Origin of the sequence: Cysteiniphilum litorale, assembly GCF_003428165.1 — a bacterium.
Classification (GTDB): domain Bacteria; phylum Pseudomonadota; class Gammaproteobacteria; order Francisellales; family Francisellaceae; genus Caedibacter; species Caedibacter litoralis.
Map to the genome: position 1 here is coordinate 22,759 of NZ_QLIQ01000009.1, position 19,108 is coordinate 41,866.

Annotated in this window: 18 protein-coding genes and 1 tRNA gene; 3 read left to right on the forward strand and 16 right to left on the reverse strand. The window is 40.4% G+C overall.

Annotation, left to right across the window (positions count from 1 at the left end):
* Nucleotides 1–59: 59 nt before the first annotated feature.
* The 10 genes from DNJ75_RS05450 to DNJ75_RS05495 all read right to left on the reverse strand — a co-directional run bounded on the left by DNJ75_RS05450 (nt 60) and on the right by DNJ75_RS05495 (nt 10,977).
* The gene (locus tag DNJ75_RS05450) at nt 60–1,730 is read right to left on the reverse strand and encodes an SGNH/GDSL hydrolase family protein (RefSeq protein WP_117002181.1); all 1,671 of its coding nucleotides are present in this window, start codon (nt 1,728–1,730) and stop codon (nt 60–62) included.
* 13 nt (nt 1,731–1,743) lie between these two features.
* A complete protein-coding gene (locus tag DNJ75_RS05455) occupies nt 1,744–3,081 on the reverse strand; it encodes an OmpP1/FadL family transporter (RefSeq protein ID WP_117002182.1) in 1,338 nt (445 codons plus the stop codon).
* A 213-nt stretch (nt 3,082–3,294) separates the two neighbouring features.
* Entirely contained in the window at nt 3,295–5,223 is a 1,929-nt protein-coding gene (locus DNJ75_RS05460; RefSeq protein WP_117002183.1) for an ABC-F family ATP-binding cassette domain-containing protein, read from the reverse strand.
* Nucleotides 5,220–8,438 (reverse strand): carbamoyl-phosphate synthase (glutamine-hydrolyzing) large subunit, encoded by a 3,219-nt coding sequence (gene carB, locus DNJ75_RS05465; protein ID WP_117002184.1) that lies wholly within the window; start codon nt 8,436–8,438, stop codon nt 5,220–5,222. The genes DNJ75_RS05460 and carB overlap by 4 nt, the downstream gene beginning before the upstream one ends.
* Nucleotides 8,439–8,665: 227 nt before the next feature.
* On the reverse strand, nt 8,666–9,112 hold the full coding sequence (gene rplI, locus DNJ75_RS05470; RefSeq protein WP_117002185.1) for a 50S ribosomal protein L9: 447 nt from the start codon (nt 9,110–9,112) through the stop codon (nt 8,666–8,668).
* Between the two features lie 25 nt (nt 9,113–9,137).
* The gene (rpsR, locus tag DNJ75_RS05475; RefSeq protein ID WP_117002186.1) at nt 9,138–9,365 is read right to left on the reverse strand and encodes a 30S ribosomal protein S18; all 228 of its coding nucleotides are present in this window, start codon (nt 9,363–9,365) and stop codon (nt 9,138–9,140) included.
* A gap of 11 nt (nt 9,366–9,376) precedes the next feature.
* The gene (gene rpsF / locus DNJ75_RS05480) at nt 9,377–9,736 is read right to left on the reverse strand and encodes a 30S ribosomal protein S6 (protein ID WP_117002187.1); all 360 of its coding nucleotides are present in this window, start codon (nt 9,734–9,736) and stop codon (nt 9,377–9,379) included.
* A gap of 171 nt (nt 9,737–9,907) precedes the next feature.
* Nucleotides 9,908–9,983: transfer RNA gene (locus DNJ75_RS05485), tRNA-Val, on the reverse strand.
* A gap of 79 nt (nt 9,984–10,062) precedes the next feature.
* On the reverse strand, nt 10,063–10,275 hold the full coding sequence (gene rpoZ, locus DNJ75_RS05490; RefSeq protein WP_117002188.1) for a DNA-directed RNA polymerase subunit omega: 213 nt from the start codon (nt 10,273–10,275) through the stop codon (nt 10,063–10,065).
* Nucleotides 10,276–10,389: 114 nt separating this feature from the next.
* Nucleotides 10,390–10,977 carry a superoxide dismutase gene (locus DNJ75_RS05495; RefSeq protein WP_117002189.1) on the reverse strand — a complete coding sequence of 196 codons (588 nt, stop codon included), beginning with the start codon at nt 10,975–10,977 and terminating at the stop codon, nt 10,390–10,392.
* Nucleotides 10,978–11,087: 110 nt separating this feature from the next.
* On the opposite strand from DNJ75_RS05495, the gene grxD reads away from it, so the two are divergent.
* The 3 genes from grxD to mnmA all read left to right on the forward strand — a co-directional run bounded on the left by grxD (nt 11,088) and on the right by mnmA (nt 13,982).
* Complete coding sequence (gene grxD, locus DNJ75_RS05500) at nt 11,088–11,426, forward strand: Grx4 family monothiol glutaredoxin (RefSeq protein ID WP_117002190.1); 339 nt, start codon at nt 11,088–11,090, stop codon at nt 11,424–11,426.
* Between the two features lie 168 nt (nt 11,427–11,594).
* On the forward strand, nt 11,595–12,752 hold the full coding sequence (metK, locus tag DNJ75_RS05505) for a methionine adenosyltransferase (RefSeq protein WP_117002191.1): 1,158 nt from the start codon (nt 11,595–11,597) through the stop codon (nt 12,750–12,752).
* Nucleotides 12,753–12,908: 156 nt separating this feature from the next.
* Entirely contained in the window at nt 12,909–13,982 is a 1,074-nt protein-coding gene (mnmA, locus tag DNJ75_RS05510; protein WP_117002245.1) for a tRNA 2-thiouridine(34) synthase MnmA, read from the forward strand.
* 32 nt (nt 13,983–14,014) lie between these two features.
* Here mnmA and ybgF read toward each other — a convergent pair whose 3' ends face one another.
* The 6 genes from ybgF to tolQ all read right to left on the reverse strand — a co-directional run bounded on the left by ybgF (nt 14,015) and on the right by tolQ (nt 19,026).
* Nucleotides 14,015–14,734, reverse strand: coding sequence for a tol-pal system protein YbgF (gene ybgF, locus DNJ75_RS05515; RefSeq protein ID WP_157968221.1), 720 nt, complete (start codon nt 14,732–14,734; stop codon nt 14,015–14,017).
* 5 nt (nt 14,735–14,739) lie between these two features.
* Nucleotides 14,740–15,396, reverse strand: a complete 657-nt coding sequence (locus DNJ75_RS05520) for an OmpA family protein (protein WP_117002193.1) — start codon at nt 15,394–15,396, stop codon at nt 14,740–14,742.
* 60 nt (nt 15,397–15,456) lie between these two features.
* Nucleotides 15,457–16,779 carry a Tol-Pal system beta propeller repeat protein TolB gene (tolB, locus tag DNJ75_RS05525; RefSeq protein WP_117002194.1) on the reverse strand — a complete coding sequence of 441 codons (1,323 nt, stop codon included), beginning with the start codon at nt 16,777–16,779 and terminating at the stop codon, nt 15,457–15,459.
* Nucleotides 16,780–16,784: 5 nt separating this feature from the next.
* Nucleotides 16,785–17,822, reverse strand: a complete 1,038-nt coding sequence (gene tolA / locus DNJ75_RS05530) for a cell envelope integrity protein TolA (RefSeq protein ID WP_157968222.1) — start codon at nt 17,820–17,822, stop codon at nt 16,785–16,787.
* Between the two features lie 77 nt (nt 17,823–17,899).
* On the reverse strand, nt 17,900–18,331 hold the full coding sequence (gene tolR, locus DNJ75_RS05535; RefSeq protein WP_170137195.1) for a protein TolR: 432 nt from the start codon (nt 18,329–18,331) through the stop codon (nt 17,900–17,902).
* Nucleotides 18,331–19,026 (reverse strand): protein TolQ, encoded by a 696-nt coding sequence (gene tolQ / locus DNJ75_RS05540; protein ID WP_117002196.1) that lies wholly within the window; start codon nt 19,024–19,026, stop codon nt 18,331–18,333. The genes tolR and tolQ overlap by 1 nt, the downstream gene beginning before the upstream one ends.
* Nucleotides 19,027–19,108 lie beyond the last annotated feature (82 nt).

Sequence of the window (19,108 nt, forward strand, 5' to 3'; positions counted from 1 at the left end):
TCATTTTTTATATATTTTAATGAATTAAATTCATCAAAACATGGTTTTCCATTAGTGAATTAATTAAAGGCTTCCATTGCTTTAGCGATTTTTGCAGCAATCACTTGATGCGTTTCTGCTGTTGGGTGTACAGTGTCTTCAAATAGATGTTTTTTATTATCAGCTTGCGGTGTGCACAATAATGCAGAATTCGTCAAAGCTGCTAATGGATTATCTTGGGTGACAGGTGCTTGCTTACATGCTGGTGTTGTTGTGTCATCAAACTGATAACTCTTACCAAGCGCTGATATTTCATAATTTGCAACCATATCATTCATTAAGTTAAAGACATCTATTGGCACAATTTTAATACTTGAATCCTGCTTTTGTAATGCCCCTAACATATTATTCAATGCGGTGTTATAGGCAATAGATGCTTTTTCAAGTGCGGATTGCTGGTTAGCCACGATAGCCGACGGTGTTAAACCAATATTTGGCAAGAGTAGCACAACAAACTTCTTAGCACCATGCGCTGCAAGATATTGCACATCATAGGCAATATCGCCTGCAGCTTGAGTCATGACCTGAGCAACCTCTGCCGCGGATGGTGTTGGCTTCTTTGCAACCTCAAGGAATAGGTTATTGGCACCGCCCCATAAGATATATACTTTACTTGCATCTGCCATACCATTATTTTGATTTAGGTAACTATCAATTTGATTATAATTTTCAAGTTGATCATACACAGGCTGCAAGCTTTCATTGGGGCTTTGCGCTTTAGGACAACTATAAGCTGGTTGTCCATTCACTTGTGGAATAGGACCAATTGGTGATGGCATATATAATGGTAAATTCCCAGGTGGCATCAAAGCTGGAAAAGCAGCAAACAATGATTTATTAAGTACTAATCCAATCCCTGCACACGTTGTCGTTGCGCCACCTTGGGCATAATTATTCCCTGTCAATTTTTTACTTTCTGTATCTAGCGAGATCTTAAAAAACTGCAACAGCGGGTTAACTTGGTCATACCATTTGGCATATGCCACTTTTATCGGTTGCATATAGTGATTATTGTTAGGTAAAGCCACCGAGTCTGATGCCCCAACCAACTTAGCCAGATCAGTGACCCAAACATTACCTCCTGGCGTGGTGTAGGTTGCTGACTTCTCATTTGATGTACCAGACACTGTTGGCCATGCAGGGAATGCGCCCTGAGATAAAGTACTGAGCCCATTAACCAAAGCAGCTAGCTGATCCTGCACACCTGCATCCGACAAACTATCACCAAATACAACAAAATCTTGCCCTTTGGCGCCTGTGATATTAATGGTTTGTGTTGTGCCACCAACACTGATAGTTAAAGTATCCTGTTGATTATATTGCGTATCCGTTGTTGGCGCATAGCTTAAACTAAACTGACAACTTTGACCATTACTAATAGCTTGCGCACACGTCCCTAAATCAACAGTGAATCCGGCATTTGGATTGGATTGTGTGACACTCACCTGATATGCATTTGATTGACCGACGGCACCAATGCTTTGATCGCCAACGTGCACAGTAAAATCTTTTTGATTATTTTGATTAATATCAGCATGGATTACATTATCCGTCGGTGAGCTGACATTAACAGCGACACCAGCGCTGTCACCCCCACCTCCGCCACCACAGGCAGATAAAAGCATTGCAGCTGTCAATAGACTGATTTTTTTCCATTCTTTTTTATATTGTGAAAAATTCATCTTCATCATCTTTACCCCATAATTAGAATTTATATCTCAGCGCCAAACCGAATATATCAGCGAATCCGCGATAATTAGCAGATACCTTGTTTTGCTCAATATTTGGAATATTTGCATTTGAACCAGTATACTCAGTGACATTGATACTTTGATTGAGCATAAAAATATGCTCATAAACCGCATCAATTGAAAAATGATCATTAACATGGTACGTGCCACCCAATGTTACCCAAATGCGATTAGTATCTGGCATTCTTGCATCTCTTGTTTCTGACACGGTTGGCGTTTGATCATATGCTACACCGGTTCTTACCGACCAATGTGGAGTGATCTTATAATTGGTACCTAATGAGAATAACCAGCTATTTTTCCAACCTAACTGCATCGTTGAAGAAGTTGAATAACCTCCTGGGGTATCAATGGTAAGCTTATCTAATGTGCTCCACATTGTATACTGCACAGTGCCTCTGACTTGCCATTTTGACGTAATATCTTGAGTAATACCAAAGTTAATCACACCTGGTGTTCTAAATGAAGTCGATGCATCAGAAATATAGCTATTATACGGTGCTCCTGGTGTTATTGGTGTACTACCTGTTGGCAATAACCATTGATTGCCTGTGCCTTCAATGTTCATCTTAACTGGTGTGCGATAACTCAAACCAAAATACGTCGCTTTTGTTGGATGAAACATCACACCAAAAATTCCACCAACACCCCAGCCATTACCATTAATATTAGTCGCTTGATTTGTAGGCGTTGCCAACTCACCATCATAGTTTGAAAACTCAGCACTGGCATACTGGATTTGCAAGCCCGCGGCAATCGAGATCTCTGGAATAATATTAAAGGCAATCTCAGGCGTTAGATTAATCACTTCAATCGATGTTTTCTGTGCGGCATAGCGCACGACTGAGTTATCATCATAATTTGTTGTCATTCCCCATGGTGCGGTTAACGCCACACCCGCCGCCAATCGATCATTAATACGCCATGCACCATATAGATTGGGCACTAGCGCGCCCTCAACCACACTATTTTGTAATGATGCGCCTGACACAGGGTTATCCGCGAAAGGGATGGCGCTGTAATGCACACCATGACTGGCTTGTGCATTAGTCATTTTCACACTAGGTAAGATATAGCTGCCGCCAAGGTAAACGCTGCTATCTTTAACAAAGCCCAAGTTAGCCGGGTTGTTAAAGATACTACTAACATCATCTGGACTTGCAGCACTTCCTGCCATTGCCATCCCTTGTAAATAAACACTATTTTCATTGACTTGAAAGCCCGCTGCTTCGGCATGACATGCCATAGCAAAAGCCACTGCCACAAATGACAACTTATGTAATTTTTTCATGTTTTCCCCTCTTTCAACAAAATACGCTCACACATGTATTTAATCTACACGTAAAACAGAGCGATTGTACTGAATCTAGCTGATCAGTCAAATTTACACAGGCATAATCAGAATGAAAAGGTCTCAGGAATACAATGCGCCCTCATTATTGGGTAACTTATCTACACAATAGATTAGGGATAATACAACACATGCTGCACATGCACATACACATCAACCTTCACCTTCAAACTGCTCATTTAATTCAAGCCAAACAAGCTCTTTTTCTTCAAGCTCGACTTGCACTTGCTGATGTGCTTTGAGTAGCTCATTTAATTGCACCTTATCCTGATAAATCGCTTCATCCTGAAGTTTAAGATCAAACGCTTCTTTTTGCGCTTGCAGCTTAGCCATTTCTTTTTCAACTTTTTTAATTTTGTCCATAAGTGGCTTTAGTTTTGCTTGTAATTGCGCGCGCAGTTGGCGTGATTCTTTCTTATTTTTTGGTGTTTCTTGCGTCTCTAATATCTCTGTTTTTTCTAAATCTTTATTATCGACAGCATTAGAAGCCACTTTTTGCTTATCTTTCTTCTTTTGTTCAAGCACATATTGATAATAATCGGTTAAATCACCATCAAAAGTAGACACCTGCCCTTGATCAACTAACCAATACTCGTCAACCGTGCTTTCTAGTAAATAACGATCATGCGATATCAATACCAAAGCACCATCAAAAGATTGCAAAGCAAATGCCAAGGCTTCGCGCACTTCAATATCTAAATGGTTGGTCGGCTCATCTAGAAGTAAAAAGTTAGGCTTTTGATAAACGATTAATGCCAGCGCCAAACGTGCCTTCTCACCACCTGAGAAACCACCGACTGCCGATAACGCCATTTCATTACTAAAGTTAAATCGCCCCAAAAACTTGCGTGCCTGCTCATCGGTAATTTTTGTATCCAAACGCTTCATATGCGTCAAAGCAGAGGCATTAAAATCAAGTGCATCCAATGAATGCTGGGCAAAGTAGCCAATCTTTAGATCAGGGTGTTTTTTGCTCTCCCCTTGAGATAATGCTAGATCTCCAACTAAACCTTTAACAAAGGTTGATTTCCCAGCTCCATTTTTACCCAAAAGCCCAATACGCATCTCTGGCAAAATCATGGTATTAAGATCGTTTAAAATAACCTTATCGCCATAGCCCAACATGCCGTTTTCAAGAGTTAACAAACTACCTGTTGGCATCTTAGCATTCTCAGCAAAGCTAAAACTAAAACTTTGCTTATCATGTACCGCTTCAATGCGCTGCATTTTTTCAAGCATTTTAACGCGCGATTGCGCTTGTTTTGCTTTGGATGCCTTGGCTTTAAAGCGATTAACAAAGCTTTCTAAATGAGCAATTTTCTGCTGTTGCTTAACATGTGCTTTTTGTTGTAACAAGCGTTTTTCATGATATTGCTTTTCAAAAGATGAATAATTACCGGTGTAACTATCAATGCCTTTATTTTCAATATATAACACACGCTCAACAACATTATCGAGAAAAATTCGATCGTGAGAAATAAGGACGATCGCACCTTGGTAATTCTGTAAATAACGCTCAAGCCACATCACCGCATCTAAATCCAAATGGTTTGTTGGCTCATCCAGTAGCAGAATTTCGGCTTGTTGTAATAAAGCTTGCGCTAGATTCAAGCGAATACGCCAACCGCCTGATAAGGATTTAACAGGTTCATGTAACTGCTTTGGTTCAAAGCCTAAACCATCTAACAATTGAGCGGCTTGCGACTCTAGTTGATAGCCACCTAATGCTTCAAAATCAGCATGAAGTTGCGCATGCTCTTCATAAGCCTCCTCAGTGAGCGCTTGCTCCATTGCCACCGTTAATCGATGTAATTCAGCATTGCCTTGCATAACATAGCGCACAACCGAAGCCTCTAAATCATCGACTTCTTGTTTGACCGTCACAATACGCGTGCCCTTGGCAATCTCAAGTTCACCTTGATCTGCCTGTAAGCCCTGAGCTAAAAGCATAAATAACGAGGTCTTGCCAGCACCATTCGCACCGACAAGACCGATTTTTTGCTTATCATAGATTGCGAAGCTCACATCATCAAACAATGTCTTTAAGCCGCGCTGTAATGAGATATTTTGTAATGTAATCAAGCACGAGTCTCCATAAACTCTCGCCACGATTTAACGTGAATGGGCGCGTCATGCAATTCAGCCAATGAACGTAGCGTCAATTCAGCAATCTGCAAATTAGTAATCAGTGGAATATGGTGATCAACCGCAAGACGGCGAATCTTAAAGCCATCGGATACATTATCATCACTAACATGTTGCTGGCGGCGTGGAATATTGATAATCAAATCAACACAATGATCCGCAATTACCGTTTCAACGTTTGGCGCTTCTGATTCACTGATTTTGTGGGTTAATTTCGTTTCAATGCCTAAATCACTTAAATATTGATGTGTACCGGTTGTGGTATAAATCTCCCAGCCTTGCTCATGCAAACGCTTGATCTCAGGCATGAGTTTCACTTTTTTATCACCACCGATGGATAAAAGTATTTTCTTGCGTTTAACAAACATTTCTGTCGCCTGCCATGACTTATAAAATGCGTCTAACAAATCATAACCAATGCACCCAACCTCACCAGTCGATGACATCTCAACGTGCGCAACAGGGTTCGCACCCTTTAAGCGGTTATACGAAAACTGCGATGTTTTAACACCAACATAGTCAAGATCCAGCGTGTTATAACGCTTTTTCTTATATTTGCCGATAATCACTTCCGTCGCAATTTCAATAAAATTGTGCCCTGTGACTTTCGAGACGAACGGGAAAGATCTTGAGGCACGTAGATTACACTCGATCACCTTAAGGTTATTATCTTTAGCGATAAATTGTATATTAAACGGTCCTGAGATATTTAATGCTTTGACAATCTTCTTGGTAATGCGCTTAGCACGACGAATCGTCTCTAAATAGAGATTTTGCGGTGGCAGTACAATTGTGGCATCACCTGAGTGAACACCTGCGTTCTCAACGTGCTCAGAAATCGCATAAATGACAATTTCACCATTCTCAGCCACGCCATCCATTTCAAGCTCTTTGGCATTATTGATAAAATCTGAAATAACCACAGGATGCTCAGGTGACACAGAGGTCGCTTCTGCTAGGTATTGTTCAAGCGCATCTTCTGAATAGATCACATTCATCGCCGCCCCTGATAGCACATACGATGGACGCACCAAAATTGGATAACCAACCTTATCTGAGAACTCTTTGGCTTTTTCCAGCGTTGTCACCGATTGCCATTCTGGTTGGTCAATGCCTAAATCATTTAACATCGTTGAGAAAATCGCACGATTCTCTGCTTTGTTAATATTCTGCGGTGAAGTGCCTAAAATCGGGTAACCTGCTCTTGCCAATGGAACAACCAAGTTATTGGCAATTTGCCCACCTACAGAAACAACGATGCCCTTTAGGTTTTCAAAATCAGCAATATCCTGCACGCGTTCAAAGGTTAATTGCTCAAAGTACAAACGATCAGACTCATCATAATCGGTTGATACCGTTTCAGGGTTTGAATTAATAATAATTGGCGATTCACCGAGTTTCTTTAAAGTATGAGCAGTCGTCACACCACACCAGTCAAACTCCACTGATGAACCGATACTATAAGGACCTGAGCCAATAATTAAGCTTGCCTCAATTTCAGACGGTTTCACATCATGCTCAATCCCATGATACGTCATGTATAAGTAATTCGTTTCTGCTTCAAACTCGCCTGCTAAAGTATCGATTTGTTTAACATACGGCACAATACCTTGTGAGATACGCCAAGCACGTAAAGCCTGTACATCCATCTCACGGAAACGTGCAATGGACTTATCAGAAAATCCGAGCTTTTTGGCTTCTTTTAATAGCTCTTTAGTTAATGGGTTGTTTAAATTCTTTAAGCGGTTTTCCATCTCGGCAATCGTATGCATATGGTTTAAGAACCACTTATCAATTTTTGATAACTGATAGGCTTTCTCAATATCACCACCTTGCACAAAAAAACGATGCAGCGCGAAGATCCTGCGATCAGTCGCGCGCTCAATCTCAAGCTCAAGATCTGGAATATCAAAAGGATAGTCCGATAAATCTGCCGCACCAATATTGAGCATGCCAACGGCCTTTTGTAAGCCTTCAGGGAATGATCGACCAATCGCCATCACCTCACCTACTGACTTCATCTCAGTACCGATAAAGCGCTCGGCTTTTTTAAGCTTATGCGTATCCCAACGCGGGATCTTAACCACGATATAATCAAGGGCTGGCTCAAAATAGGCACAGGTTTTCTTAGTTACCGCATTTTGTAATTCATGCAGGTTATAACCTAAAATCAATTTCGCTGCGATAAAAGCTAGTGGATAGCCTGTGGCTTTTGACGCTAAGGCTGATGAACGTGACAGACGTGGATTGATTTCAATCACACGATAATCTGAAGTCTCAAGATTAAATGCATATTGAATATTACACTCACCGATAATCTCAAAGTGATTAGCCACATCAATCGCAATCTTACGTAAGCGATGATACTCTTCATTGTTAAGGGATTGCGATGGTGAAACAACGATACTTTCACCGGTATGGATCCCCATTGGATCAAAGTTCTCCATGTTGCACACGGTGAGCACATTGCCTGCCATATCGCGCACAATCTCGTATTCAAACTCATTCCAGCCTAACAAACACTCTTCAATCAATACTTGTGAGGTGGCATTTAATACTTCAGTAACTCGATGCTTAAGCTCGCTTTCCGTTCTAACAATCCCCGAGCCCAAGCCACCTAATGAGAAACCTGAGCGCATCATTAATGGAAAGCCTATTTCCTTAGCCGCAATAATGGCATCTTTTAATGTTGTCGCGACAACGCTCTTGGCAGTTTTAACATTAATCTCATCTAACTTATCTTTAAAAAGCCCACGATCTTCAGCTTCTTTGATCGTTTGCACTGAACTGCCTAGCACTTTGACATTATGCAGTGCTAAAATACCCTTTTCTTCGAGTTTAAGACCCAAGTTTAATGCCGTTTGCCCACCAAAGCTTAGCATGATCGCATCAGGCTTTTCTTTCTCAATAATTTTGGTTACGTGTGCTAAGTCTAGAGGTTCAAAATAGACCTCATCCGCCATACCAGGATCGGTTTGAATGGTTGCAATATTGGGATTAACCAAGATGACTTTGATACCTTCTTCTTTTAATGCCTTGATGGCTTGCGATCCGGAATAATCAAACTCACCTGCTTGTGAGATGCGGATTCCGCCAGAACCTAATAGTAAAACTTTTTGAATATGCTTGAATTGCTCGCGATGATTAATCATTGAAATTTCACGTTGTCCGAGGTTACCTTATTCTAAAGAAATTTTTGTGAAAGGCAATTGGCGATTTTTATTTTAATGCTCATCATAAATTACTTTTACAAGCACATACCGCTTTAAAAACTAAAATTTGCTATGGCAATCTATCCGTGACATTTAGTTACTTAAAAAACAAAAAAGCCGCAAAATCTGCGGCTTAAGTGTAATAGTGGTTAGTGAATAATTAGGAATTATTCAGCAATAACAACCAATTTGATATCAGCATCAACATCTGAGTGTAAGTGAACTGATAGCTCGTACTCACCCAATGAACGGATGATACCTTCTGGCATGCGTACGTGACGTTTTTCAACTTCAACACCAGCAGCAGCAATAACATCAGCAACTTCTTTAGTCCCAACAGAACCAAATAGTTTACCACCATCACCAGCAGCTGCTTTGATTGTGAATACTTGACCTGAGATTTTCTCAGCTTTCGCTTTAGCCGTTGTTAAACGCTCAGCTTCTAATTTTTGTAATTCTGCTTTTTGCTTTTCAAAAGCAGCAATGTTTGCTTCAGTTGCTTGAACTGCTTTGCCATAAGGCACTAAGTAGTTACGCGCATAACCTGGCTTCACATTTACAACACTACCTAGCGTGCCTAGGTTTTCTACTTTTTCTTTTAAAATAACTTGCATTGTCAAAGACCTCTAAACTTAAAGATTAGTTAAAGTGACGATCACAGTAAGGGATCAACGCTAAAAATCTTGCTCTTTTGATTGCATTAGCAAGTTGACGTTGATACTTAGTCGATGTACCTGTGATTCGACTTGGAACGATTTTGCCAGTTTCAGTGACATAACCTTTCAATGTATTTAAATCTTTGTAGTCGATCTCTTTAACGCCTTCAACGGTAAAACGACATACTTTACGACGACGATTTGGACGCATCTTTTATCTCCTTACTCAGCAGCTTCGCTTGTTTCTTTAACTTCTTTTTTCTCATCTTTTGCCATCATGATTGACGGCTCAGTGATCGCTTCGTTTTGGTTAAGCACTAAACGACGTAGAATCGCATCATTGTATCTGAATGATTCATTTAACTCGTTCAACGCTTCGGTATCACACTCGATATTCATCAAAATGTAATGAGCCTTGTGAAGCTTAGCGATTGGATAAGCAAGTTGACGACGTCCCCAGTCTTCTAAACGGTGAATTTTACCGCCTCTAGACTCAACGATTTCACGGTATTTTTGCAACATGTTTGGTAACTGATCGCTTTGATCAGGGTGAACCATGAACACGATTTCATAATGTTTCATAATTTTACTCCTTTCGGTTTATCGTATCTACTCTCGATAAGCTATTGCACACCTTGAATATAAGGGCAACAGCAAAGAGCCGCGCTATTGTCACAGATAGCAGCTTAAAACTCAAGCACTATTATGTGACACAAACAAAAAAGGCTCCCATTTGGAAGCCTTTTAAATCTCTGGTGGGTGCTGAGGGGTTCGAACCCCCGACCCTCGCCTTGTAAGGGCGATGCTCTCCCAGCTGAGCTAAGCACCCGAGAACGAGATGAGATTATAGGGTTAAAAAAATCAAAGTCAACGCCTAAAATCAATATTTTTTGTTTTTGTTAATCTTTTTAATATTCCTGTTCAGCACGGATTTCTACTTTGTTTATTTTGCCATCAGCAATCTCACGCAAAGCAACAACCGTTGTCTTATCATTATCCCAGTCGACACGTGGCTCTTGACCACTTAGACTTAGGAAGCGTGCTCTTTTTGATGCTAAAACTATTAACTCAAAACGACTATCGATTTTCTCTAAACAATCTTCAACTGTTACACGTGCCATACATATTCTCCAAAGTTCAAAAGCCGGTCAATTCTATAGAAGTTTTATGATTTTGCCAAGTATTACAAAATTGAATAACGTTATCGAATTGACTCAGGTTAAAGTTACTGCTACCTACTTTGCAAATTGCTTAGCAACAAAGTCCCAATTAATGATATTCCAGAATTCTTCAACATATTTTGGACGCGCATTACGATAATCAATATAGTAAGCATGCTCCCATACATCGCAAGTTAAAAGTGGCGTGTGACCTTCAGTTAATGGGCATGCCGCATTACTGGTACTTACTAGCTCAAGCTCACCTTGTTTAGTTTTCACAAGCCACGCCCAGCCAGAACCAAAAGTAGTTACCGCTGTTTTGCTAAATGCTTCTTTGAAGGCATCAAAGCTGCCAAACTTTTTCTCAATCGCTTGCAATAAAGCGCCTTCTGGTTTTGCTTTAGCATTTGGCGTTAAGCAATTCCAATAAAACGTGTGATTCCAGATTTGTGCGGCATTATTAAACACACCACCTTTTGAGGTTAAAATCACATCTTCTAATGACTTACCGGCAAAAGATTTAAACTCATCTGTTTTTAATAAGTTATTTAAGTTAGTAACATACGCCTGATGATGCTTGCCATAATGATACTCGATTGTCTCCTCAGAGATCACGGGTGCCAAAGCATTTTTAGGGTATGGTAACGATGGTAATTCAAACATTTCTTGCTCCTTGTTGGTTGACCAAAATTTAGAAACTGATATATGATGTACGCGCAATATAATACTAATCCTGTATCTTTTCAAGTTTAGACAATAATAAGGAAACAATAATGCATACAAATCATAACTTTGATGAAGAAAAAGTAATCGAAACAATAAAATCACAAATTGCAGAAAACAGTATTCTACTTTACATGAAAGGCACACCTAAAATGCCACAATGCGGTTTCTCAGCGCACACTGTTGCCGCCCTTCAAGCCTGTGGCAAGCCATTTGCCTTTGTTAACATCCTAGAGAACCCTGAAATTCGGGCAACATTACCAAAATATGCTAACTGGCCAACATTCCCACAGCTTTATGTTAATGGTGAACTCATTGGCGGATGCGATATTGTTCTTGAATTACATGAAAACGGTGAGCTTCAAGAAATTATTGATCAAGCTAAATAGTTTGACAGCACATTTTGTTAGCGTTAGCATAACTAACTGTCATTACACTGTCGCTGATTTAAAAACAACTTGCGGGCGACATAAAACAACACCGCTAAAGCGTTTCTATAGATTTTTCCTCTAGAAGCCTTTTAGCTTGTACAAAACAAACATAAAAGGAAACCTCTCATGGCAAATAATTTTTTATTTACCTCTGAATCCGTATCTGAAGGGCATCCGGATAAAATTGCCGATCAAATCTCTGATGCAGTTTTAGATGCTATTTTAATTCAAGATAAAAACGCACGTGTTGCTTGCGAGACACTGGTTAAAACGGGCATGGCACTTGTTGCTGGTGAGATTACCACCTCAGCATGGGTTGATATCGAAGAAATCGTCAGAAACGTTGTTATTGATATTGGTTATGATAAAGATGATTTGGGTTTTGATGGTAACTGCTGCGCGGTTATTAATGCCATTGGTAAACAATCACCTGAGATTGCGCAAGGCGTTGATCGCTCTAATCCATTAGATCAAGGCGCTGGAGATCAAGGGTTAATGTTTGGCTTTGCCACCAATGAAACCCCAACACTGATGCCCGCTGCCATTTACTACTCACATAAACTCATGCAGCGCCAAGCATTCTTGCGCAAGAATAAAACGCTTTCATGGTTACGCCCTGACGCTAAATCTCAAGTAACACTGCGCTATGTCAATGGCAAGCCTGTTGCCGTTGATACCGTTGTTATCTCAACACAGCATGCTCCTGAGATTCGACAAAATGTAATCAAAGAGGCAGTCATTGAAGAAATTATTTTACCGGTATTGCCTAAAGAATGGATAACAGACAAAACTAAATACTTTGTTAACCCGACAGGTAAATTCGTTATTGGTGGTCCTGTTGGTGATTGCGGTTTAACGGGACGCAAGATTATCGTTGATACCTATGGCGGAGCAGCACATCACGGCGGTGGCGCATTCTCCGGCAAAGATCCATCCAAGGTTGATCGCTCAGCTGCCTATATGGGTCGCTATATTGCTAAAAATATCGTCGCTAGTGGCTTAGCGGACAAATGCGAAATTCAAGTGTCTTACGCCATTGGTGTCGCTAATCCCACATCGATTATGGTTAATACCTTTGGTACAGGCAAATTAGATGATCATATTATTGAGAAGCTTGTTCTTGAGCATTTTGATTTACGCCCTTATGCCATCACGCATCAGCTTGATTTACTACGCCCTATTTATCAAAAAACGGCTGCCTATGGTCATTTTGGTCGCGAAGATGCTGATTTTACTTGGGAGAAAACCGATAAAGCAGCCATTTTGGCGCAAGCTTTGAATTAAATCCAACTCATGCATGAGTTTCAATCACCGTTAGTGAATTTCTCTCTGCATTGAATTGCATCAAAGCAAACAATTACCAAGAGAAAAGTTATTTTTTGCAAATTTTTATAAATCACGGCACAATAGCCGCATTATTTTTTGATCATTTTAGAGCTTATGTCACAGAAAATTATTGTCGGTGTCTCCGGTGGCGTTGATTCATCCGTTGCCGCCTTATTACTCAAAGAGCAAGGCTTTGATGTCGCAGGCGTTTTTATGAAAAACTGGGAGGAGGATGACAATGACGAGTTTTGCTCAGCCGAAGAAGATATCAAAGATGCCCAAAGCATTTGTCAAAGTATTGGTATTGAATTTAACAAAATCAACTTTGCAGCAGAATACTGGGATCACGTCTTTGAATATTTCTTAGAGGAATACAAAGCTGGGCGCACACCAAACCCTGATATTCTATGCAATAAAGAAATTAAATTTAAAGCCTTCTTAGACTACGCCAAGCATCTAGGTGGCACACACATTGCTACAGGGCACTACGCCAGAAAAAGAACCTTACCAAATGGCGAACATCAATTATTAAAAGGCTTAGACCACAACAAGGATCAATCCTATTTTCTCTATACTTTGGGACAGCAACAATTACACTACGCCTTATTTCCAATTGGTGAGCTTGAAAAACCAAAGGTTCGCGCACTAGCTGAAGCACATAACCTTGTCACACATAATAAAAAAGACAGCACAGGCATTTGCTTTATTGGCGAGCGTAAATTCAAAGCTTTTTTAAATCAATATTTACCTGCACAACCCGGTGAAATTCATGATGAAAACGATATTGTTATCGGCAGACATGATGGCTTGATGTATTACACCATTGGACAGCGTCAAGGCTTGGGCATTGGCGGGGTTAAAAACCGCCCTGAAATTCCATGGTTTGCCGCACACAAAGATCTTGAAAACAATGTGTTAATTGCCGTTCAAGGTCATCATCACCCACTGCTGTTAAGACAAAGCTTAACTGCTATTAAATTGCACTGGGTCAAAGGGCAAGCACCAGCTGATAGCTTTAGATGTACTGCCAAGGCACGTTATCGTCAAGCGGATCAGGCTTGTCAAGTCACGCTAACAAAAGACAGAGTTGAAGTCATATTTGACCAACTGCAACGCGCGATCACACCAGGACAATCAGTGGTATTTTATGATGGTGAAATTTGTCTAGGTGGCGGCATTATTGAGTAATGACAAACGATCTTTTTTCTGATGTCTTACGCTTATTTCAATTTCGTAAGCTGTGCTTTGGCTTTGTCAGTCACATCCGCATGTGGATATTTGTCAACAACACGTTGTAAATAGGTTTTAGCAGTCTTCATATTACCTTTGCTTAATTCCAACAATGCCAAGGCATAAGTGGCGTCAGCGATTTTAATGCTTTTCGGATAACGAGTTACAATCGTTTTGAACTGTGTGTAAGCATCATTAATATCACCATTAATAAGATATATTTGACCAAGTAGATACAACGACTCTGAGTAGTGCTCACCATTATAATAGTCTTTAAGATACTGTTTAAACAAGCCTTCCGCATCTTTGTAATTTTTGGCTAACAATGCCTTGTTTGCCTTATCAAAAGCGGCATTATCTTGTTGCAACTTAAGCTCTTTAGGCGATGGTTTATTCACTTCAGCCCTTAGACTTTCAAGCTCTTTTTCAAACGCTGCAAGCTTCGTTGAAACCACATCATTTAGTTGGCTTATCTTATAACTATTGACTTCAATCTTACCGCGCAAATCATCTAACGTCTGACTAAAGTTTTGATTCGTTGCATTGGCTTGTTGATTAATCAAATATTGCACTTGATTATTCAATTTAGTTGTTTGCAATTGCAGTGCTTGCACGTCTGACTCAACACTCGCAAAATTGATACTAGGCAAGAGAATAATTGCCAATATGCCAATACCAAGAGCTTTGGTTTTCTTAAACGAAAGCAACATATGCATTAACCACAAGCTTGCCCAAAGTCAAGCTCCGCACGTCGATCCAAATAATAGGCATGCTGCTGTGCTTTGGCTTTTGTCATCTCACCATAGAACTGTGAAGGCGCTGCCACAGGTTGCGATTTGCCATAGCTTACCGTACATAACTGATTGCTATTAACCCCTTGTTGCAATAAATATTGACGCACACTATCCGCACGACGTTGACCAAGGTTTAAGTTATATTTCTCACTCCCTCTTGGGTCAGTATGTCCTGCCAAACGCAGTGGCTGATTATATTTCAACAAATAACTCGCTACTTGATTTAGACATGTTTTAGCATCATTGGTCAAGGTCGTGCTATCAAAGGCAAAGTAAACTGTTTTGCATGAGCTCATACTATTTAACGCGGCAATCATTGCTTGTTGTTGTGCTGGCGTATATTGTCCGATATTGGCAATTTGACTTTGTAAATCAGCAATACTTTGACTATCTAAACTACCTGCTTGTCCTAAAGCATTCGTCTCCACACTACTACCATGCGCTGACATGCCCGCACTTCCCTCAGGACCAATACCTTCAATCGGTGCTTGGCGTTGTGAAGCACATCCGGCGATCAATAATACTGACAAAATGCCTGCTGCTGCCAGTGAAGTGGACTTTTTAATTTTTAATTTCATTGTATTTCCTTAAGCTTTTCATTATTTCTTTATTTGATTTGTCTTTTATAAATCACACCTTTAAACAGCCGGTGACCATGCTGGTGATTGAATGGCGCCTTGTGTGTTAGATGGTAAGCTAATTTGAACCTTGCCGTCAATCGACACCATCGCAAGATTCGCACCTCCTGAAGGTTGACCTTGTGCATAGATAATCATATTGCCATCTGGTGATACACTCGGAGATGAATCCATTGAGCCATGCGTTAACACCGTAATTTTCTTATCTCTTAAATCGACTTTCGCAATCTGCGTACCTGAACTACTGTCTTTTTGATACATAAACACAATGCTTTGACCATTTGGCGTATACTGCGGATCAAATGCCTGCTTTGCACCATATGTTAAGCGCTCTGACGATGGATATTTGCTATCAATAGCCGTTGTATAAATCTGTGGATTACCGCCACGATTTGAGACAAAAGCAATCTCACTACCCGTTGGTGAGAAAGTTGGCGCGGTATTAATACCGTTTAACGTCAATTTGTTATACAACTTATCGTTATTTAAATTCATCAAGTAAATATTGGTATTCTCGGAATAACCTTGAGATAGCGCCATTGCCAAAGTTGTGCCACTAGGTGAGAATGCGGGCGAGCTATTGATCCCCTCATAATTAGCAACCTTCTTACGTTCACCGCTATACACACCAATCGTATAAATTGCCATGCCACCCTTGTGATAACTGACATAGGCAAGATATTTACCATCTTTCGACCATGTCGGTGACATAATCGGCTCTTTGGTTTGACGCAACAACACATGCGGATTAAAGCCATCATAATCAGAGACCACGAGCTGATAAACTGCCTTTTTTACGTTATAGGGATTCTCAACGTCAACATAAGCCAACTTTGAGGTAAAGTAACCTTTGCTGCCGGTAATCGCCTCATAAATATAATTACTAATGGTATGGGATAATAGTCGCAATTGACCTTCTTGAAGATTCGTAAATTTACGCGCACTTAATACCTTGCCACTAAGCTTACTGGCTAACTCATAGGTAATATTATAATGCCCATTGTTTTTATCAATCTGCCCAATAAGCACATAATCTGCCGACCATTTTGACCAGTTGATCTGCTGTACATTATCAATCTGTTGTGGGAAGCCTGATGTTTGTGATTCAATACGCCCAGAATTGCGAAGATCATCAGCAATAACCGCTGCAATGCCATCTGGCAGCTGACTATTTTTAATCATTTGCCCATTAAATGGCATCACTGCCACAGGAATTTGCGAAGACACACCCTGAGTAATATTAATGGTCAAACGCGCCTGCGCTGAGCAGGTTACTATCAATGTTAAAAAAAGCAGCCAATATATTCGTATCATGTTGCGCATATTTATCACCCTTGTTGTCCAAATTTAAAATCAATACCTTGTGCAATAAGCTCTCTTGCGCGCGCATCTTGCGGCAAGCTTGGCGCTTGTGCATTCTTAAATGCCAAGAGTAATGAGCGATCACATTGCGCACTACCGCTAGAAACTGAAATCGTGGGGTTACTCCCTGGGGTAACCATCACCGTTGGCAAATGATCCGCACTTATTTTGCGACAATCATCCATTATCCACACCGCTTCAATTCGCGCCTTATAGGCGCTAGCATAGGCTTGCAATGCTTTCTCTGTTGCACTTTGCGCATGAGCCTCCGCACTTTGCGCATTTAAATCATTTAAAGCAGATTGCCTTAAGGCATCTAACGCGGCTTTTCGCGCTGCAGCTGCTTTTGCTTCTCTTGCTACTTTTTCCTTTTCCTCAGCTTGCGCTTTCAATGCGGCTTTTTTTGCTTCTTTTGCCTCTTTCGCCTCTTTTTCTGCTTGAGCTTTCTTGGCTTCGGCTAATTTTTGAGCCTCTTGTTGCGCTTTTAACGCCTTTTCCTGTTTTTCTTTTTCCGCTTTCTCTGCTTTTGCTACTTTTTCTTTTTCTGCTTGTGCTAAAGCTTTTTGCTTTTGCATTTCTTTAGCACGCGCTTCTGCCTCTGCTTTTAACTTAGCTTCTGCTAATGCTTTTTGTTTGGCAGCATCTGCAGCTTTTAATTCCTCCTGACGCTTGATCTCAGCAGCATGTGCTGTTGCAATCTTTTCTTCAATGGCTTTGATCTTTTGCTGACGCAGTTGTTCTTTAGCAAGCTTTTCTTGTTTTAATTCTTTCTGTTTTTGATCAAATTGAGCCACTTGCTGATCGACACTTTCACTGGAAATTGCCGTTGCCTGGACAATCTCTTTACTATTTAAGGTGACAACTGTGCGCCCTCCTGCAAGATTAAGCGTGTTCTTTTTTGTCTGCAAAACACTGGCAATAATAATTAAACCAATCACTAATGCCACATGCAGCAAAATAGAATAACAAAAGCTTAAACGCTCAGGCGTTGCTGTTGCAGCCACATAAAGCCTCTTAATAAATCCTCGCAGTTGATTAAACTTGCTCGATTGCTTCGACTTATTGACCATAGATACGTCGCTTACTCTTTGGGATCATCAGTCACCAATCCAACACTCGCCACACCTGCTTTTTGTAGCAATACCATCGCTTCAACCACTTGACCATAGCTTGCATTTTTATCACCACGCACATAGATCTGTTTGTCTTTATCTTGCGCTAAAGTCGTCGCTACTAACTCACTTAACTGACTTGCCGTTAATGCATTTTGCTCATCATTACGATTTATAAAATATTGCCCCTGTTGATTGACTGTTACAATCAATGGTTTTTGATCAGAAGGCGGGATTTTCTTGGCTTGTGCTTGTGGTAAATCAACTTTAACACCTTGGGTTAACATCGGTGCCGTAATCATAAAGATGATTAACAACACCAACATGACATCGATATACGGAACGACGTTAATCTCAACCATGGCCTTACGTTTAGTGCGACGCGAGTTTCTTCGACGCATTATGCTTCCTCGCTTATCTCAGATTTATACGCTTCACGATAAAGCAAAGTGCATAGCTCATCTTGAAAGTTTTCATACTCAAGCAATACACCATCGACCAGGCGTGAATATCGGTTATAACCAACTACCGCAGGAATTGCCACAAATAACCCTAAGGCTGTGGCAATCAAGGCTTCAGCAATATGAGGAGCCACCATTGATAAAGTCGCTTGTTCAACACCACCTAAGGCAGTAAACGATGCCATAATACCCCATACGGTTCCTAACAAACCTACATAAGGCGCAATCGAACCAATCGTGCCTAACAATGAAATCTGATGCTCAAGCTTCTCACTTTCTTGCATCATTGCCACACGCATCGAGCGCTCAACACCTTCTAAAACAACATCACCATGCAACTCTCCTTGTTTACGTAAACGCATAAATTCACGAAAACCACAGCTAAAAAGATATGATAATCCTTGGTTTTTGTGTTTATTATGTTGTAACTCTTGATAGACTTTATTGATATTGCCACTTGACCAAAAGCGCTTAGCAAAGGCTCTTGCTTCAGTTTTGGCAGATTTTAATACCTGATAACGCTGAATCATAATCGCCCACGACCAGATAGAGCCAACGATTAAAATTAAAATAATTAACTGCACAACGATGTCAGCATTTAACACCAAATGCCAGAAAGACAAATTATTGGACACACAAGATCCTTTCAAACTTAAGTAAAACAGGTACTTTATTGTATTATGATTACATAAATTACCAAAGGAAATTACGGCGGAT

What these genes read in the sequence shown, in the direction of transcription:
- DNJ75_RS05450 (WP_117002181.1), bottom strand. Translation starts at nt 1,730, where the DNA reads ATGATGAAGATGAATTTTTCACAATATAAAAAAGAATGGAAAAAAATC.
- DNJ75_RS05455 (WP_117002182.1), bottom strand. Translation starts at nt 3,081, where the DNA reads ATGAAAAAATTACATAAGTTGTCATTTGTGGCAGTGGCTTTTGCTATG.
- carB (WP_117002184.1), bottom strand. Translation starts at nt 8,438, where the DNA reads ATGATTAATCATCGCGAGCAATTCAAGCATATTCAAAAAGTTTTACTA.
- rplI (WP_117002185.1), bottom strand. Translation starts at nt 9,112, where the DNA reads ATGCAAGTTATTTTAAAAGAAAAAGTAGAAAACCTAGGCACGCTAGGT.
- rpsR (WP_117002186.1), bottom strand. Translation starts at nt 9,365, where the DNA reads ATGCGTCCAAATCGTCGTCGTAAAGTATGTCGTTTTACCGTTGAAGGC.
- rpsF (WP_117002187.1), bottom strand. Translation starts at nt 9,736, where the DNA reads ATGAAACATTATGAAATCGTGTTCATGGTTCACCCTGATCAAAGCGAT.
- rpoZ (WP_117002188.1), bottom strand. Translation starts at nt 10,275, where the DNA reads ATGGCACGTGTAACAGTTGAAGATTGTTTAGAGAAAATCGATAGTCGT.
- DNJ75_RS05495 (WP_117002189.1), bottom strand. Translation starts at nt 10,977, where the DNA reads ATGTTTGAATTACCATCGTTACCATACCCTAAAAATGCTTTGGCACCC.
- grxD (WP_117002190.1), top strand. Translation starts at nt 11,088, where the DNA reads ATGCATACAAATCATAACTTTGATGAAGAAAAAGTAATCGAAACAATA.
- metK (WP_117002191.1), top strand. Translation starts at nt 11,595, where the DNA reads ATGGCAAATAATTTTTTATTTACCTCTGAATCCGTATCTGAAGGGCAT.
- mnmA (WP_117002245.1), top strand. Translation starts at nt 12,909, where the DNA reads ATGTCACAGAAAATTATTGTCGGTGTCTCCGGTGGCGTTGATTCATCC.
- ybgF (WP_157968221.1), bottom strand. Translation starts at nt 14,734, where the DNA reads ATGTTGCTTTCGTTTAAGAAAACCAAAGCTCTTGGTATTGGCATATTG.
- DNJ75_RS05520 (WP_117002193.1), bottom strand. Translation starts at nt 15,396, where the DNA reads ATGAAATTAAAAATTAAAAAGTCCACTTCACTGGCAGCAGCAGGCATT.
- tolB (WP_117002194.1), bottom strand. Translation starts at nt 16,779, where the DNA reads ATGCGCAACATGATACGAATATATTGGCTGCTTTTTTTAACATTGATA.
- tolR (WP_170137195.1), bottom strand. Translation starts at nt 18,331, where the DNA reads ATGCGTCGAAGAAACTCGCGTCGCACTAAACGTAAGGCCATGGTTGAG.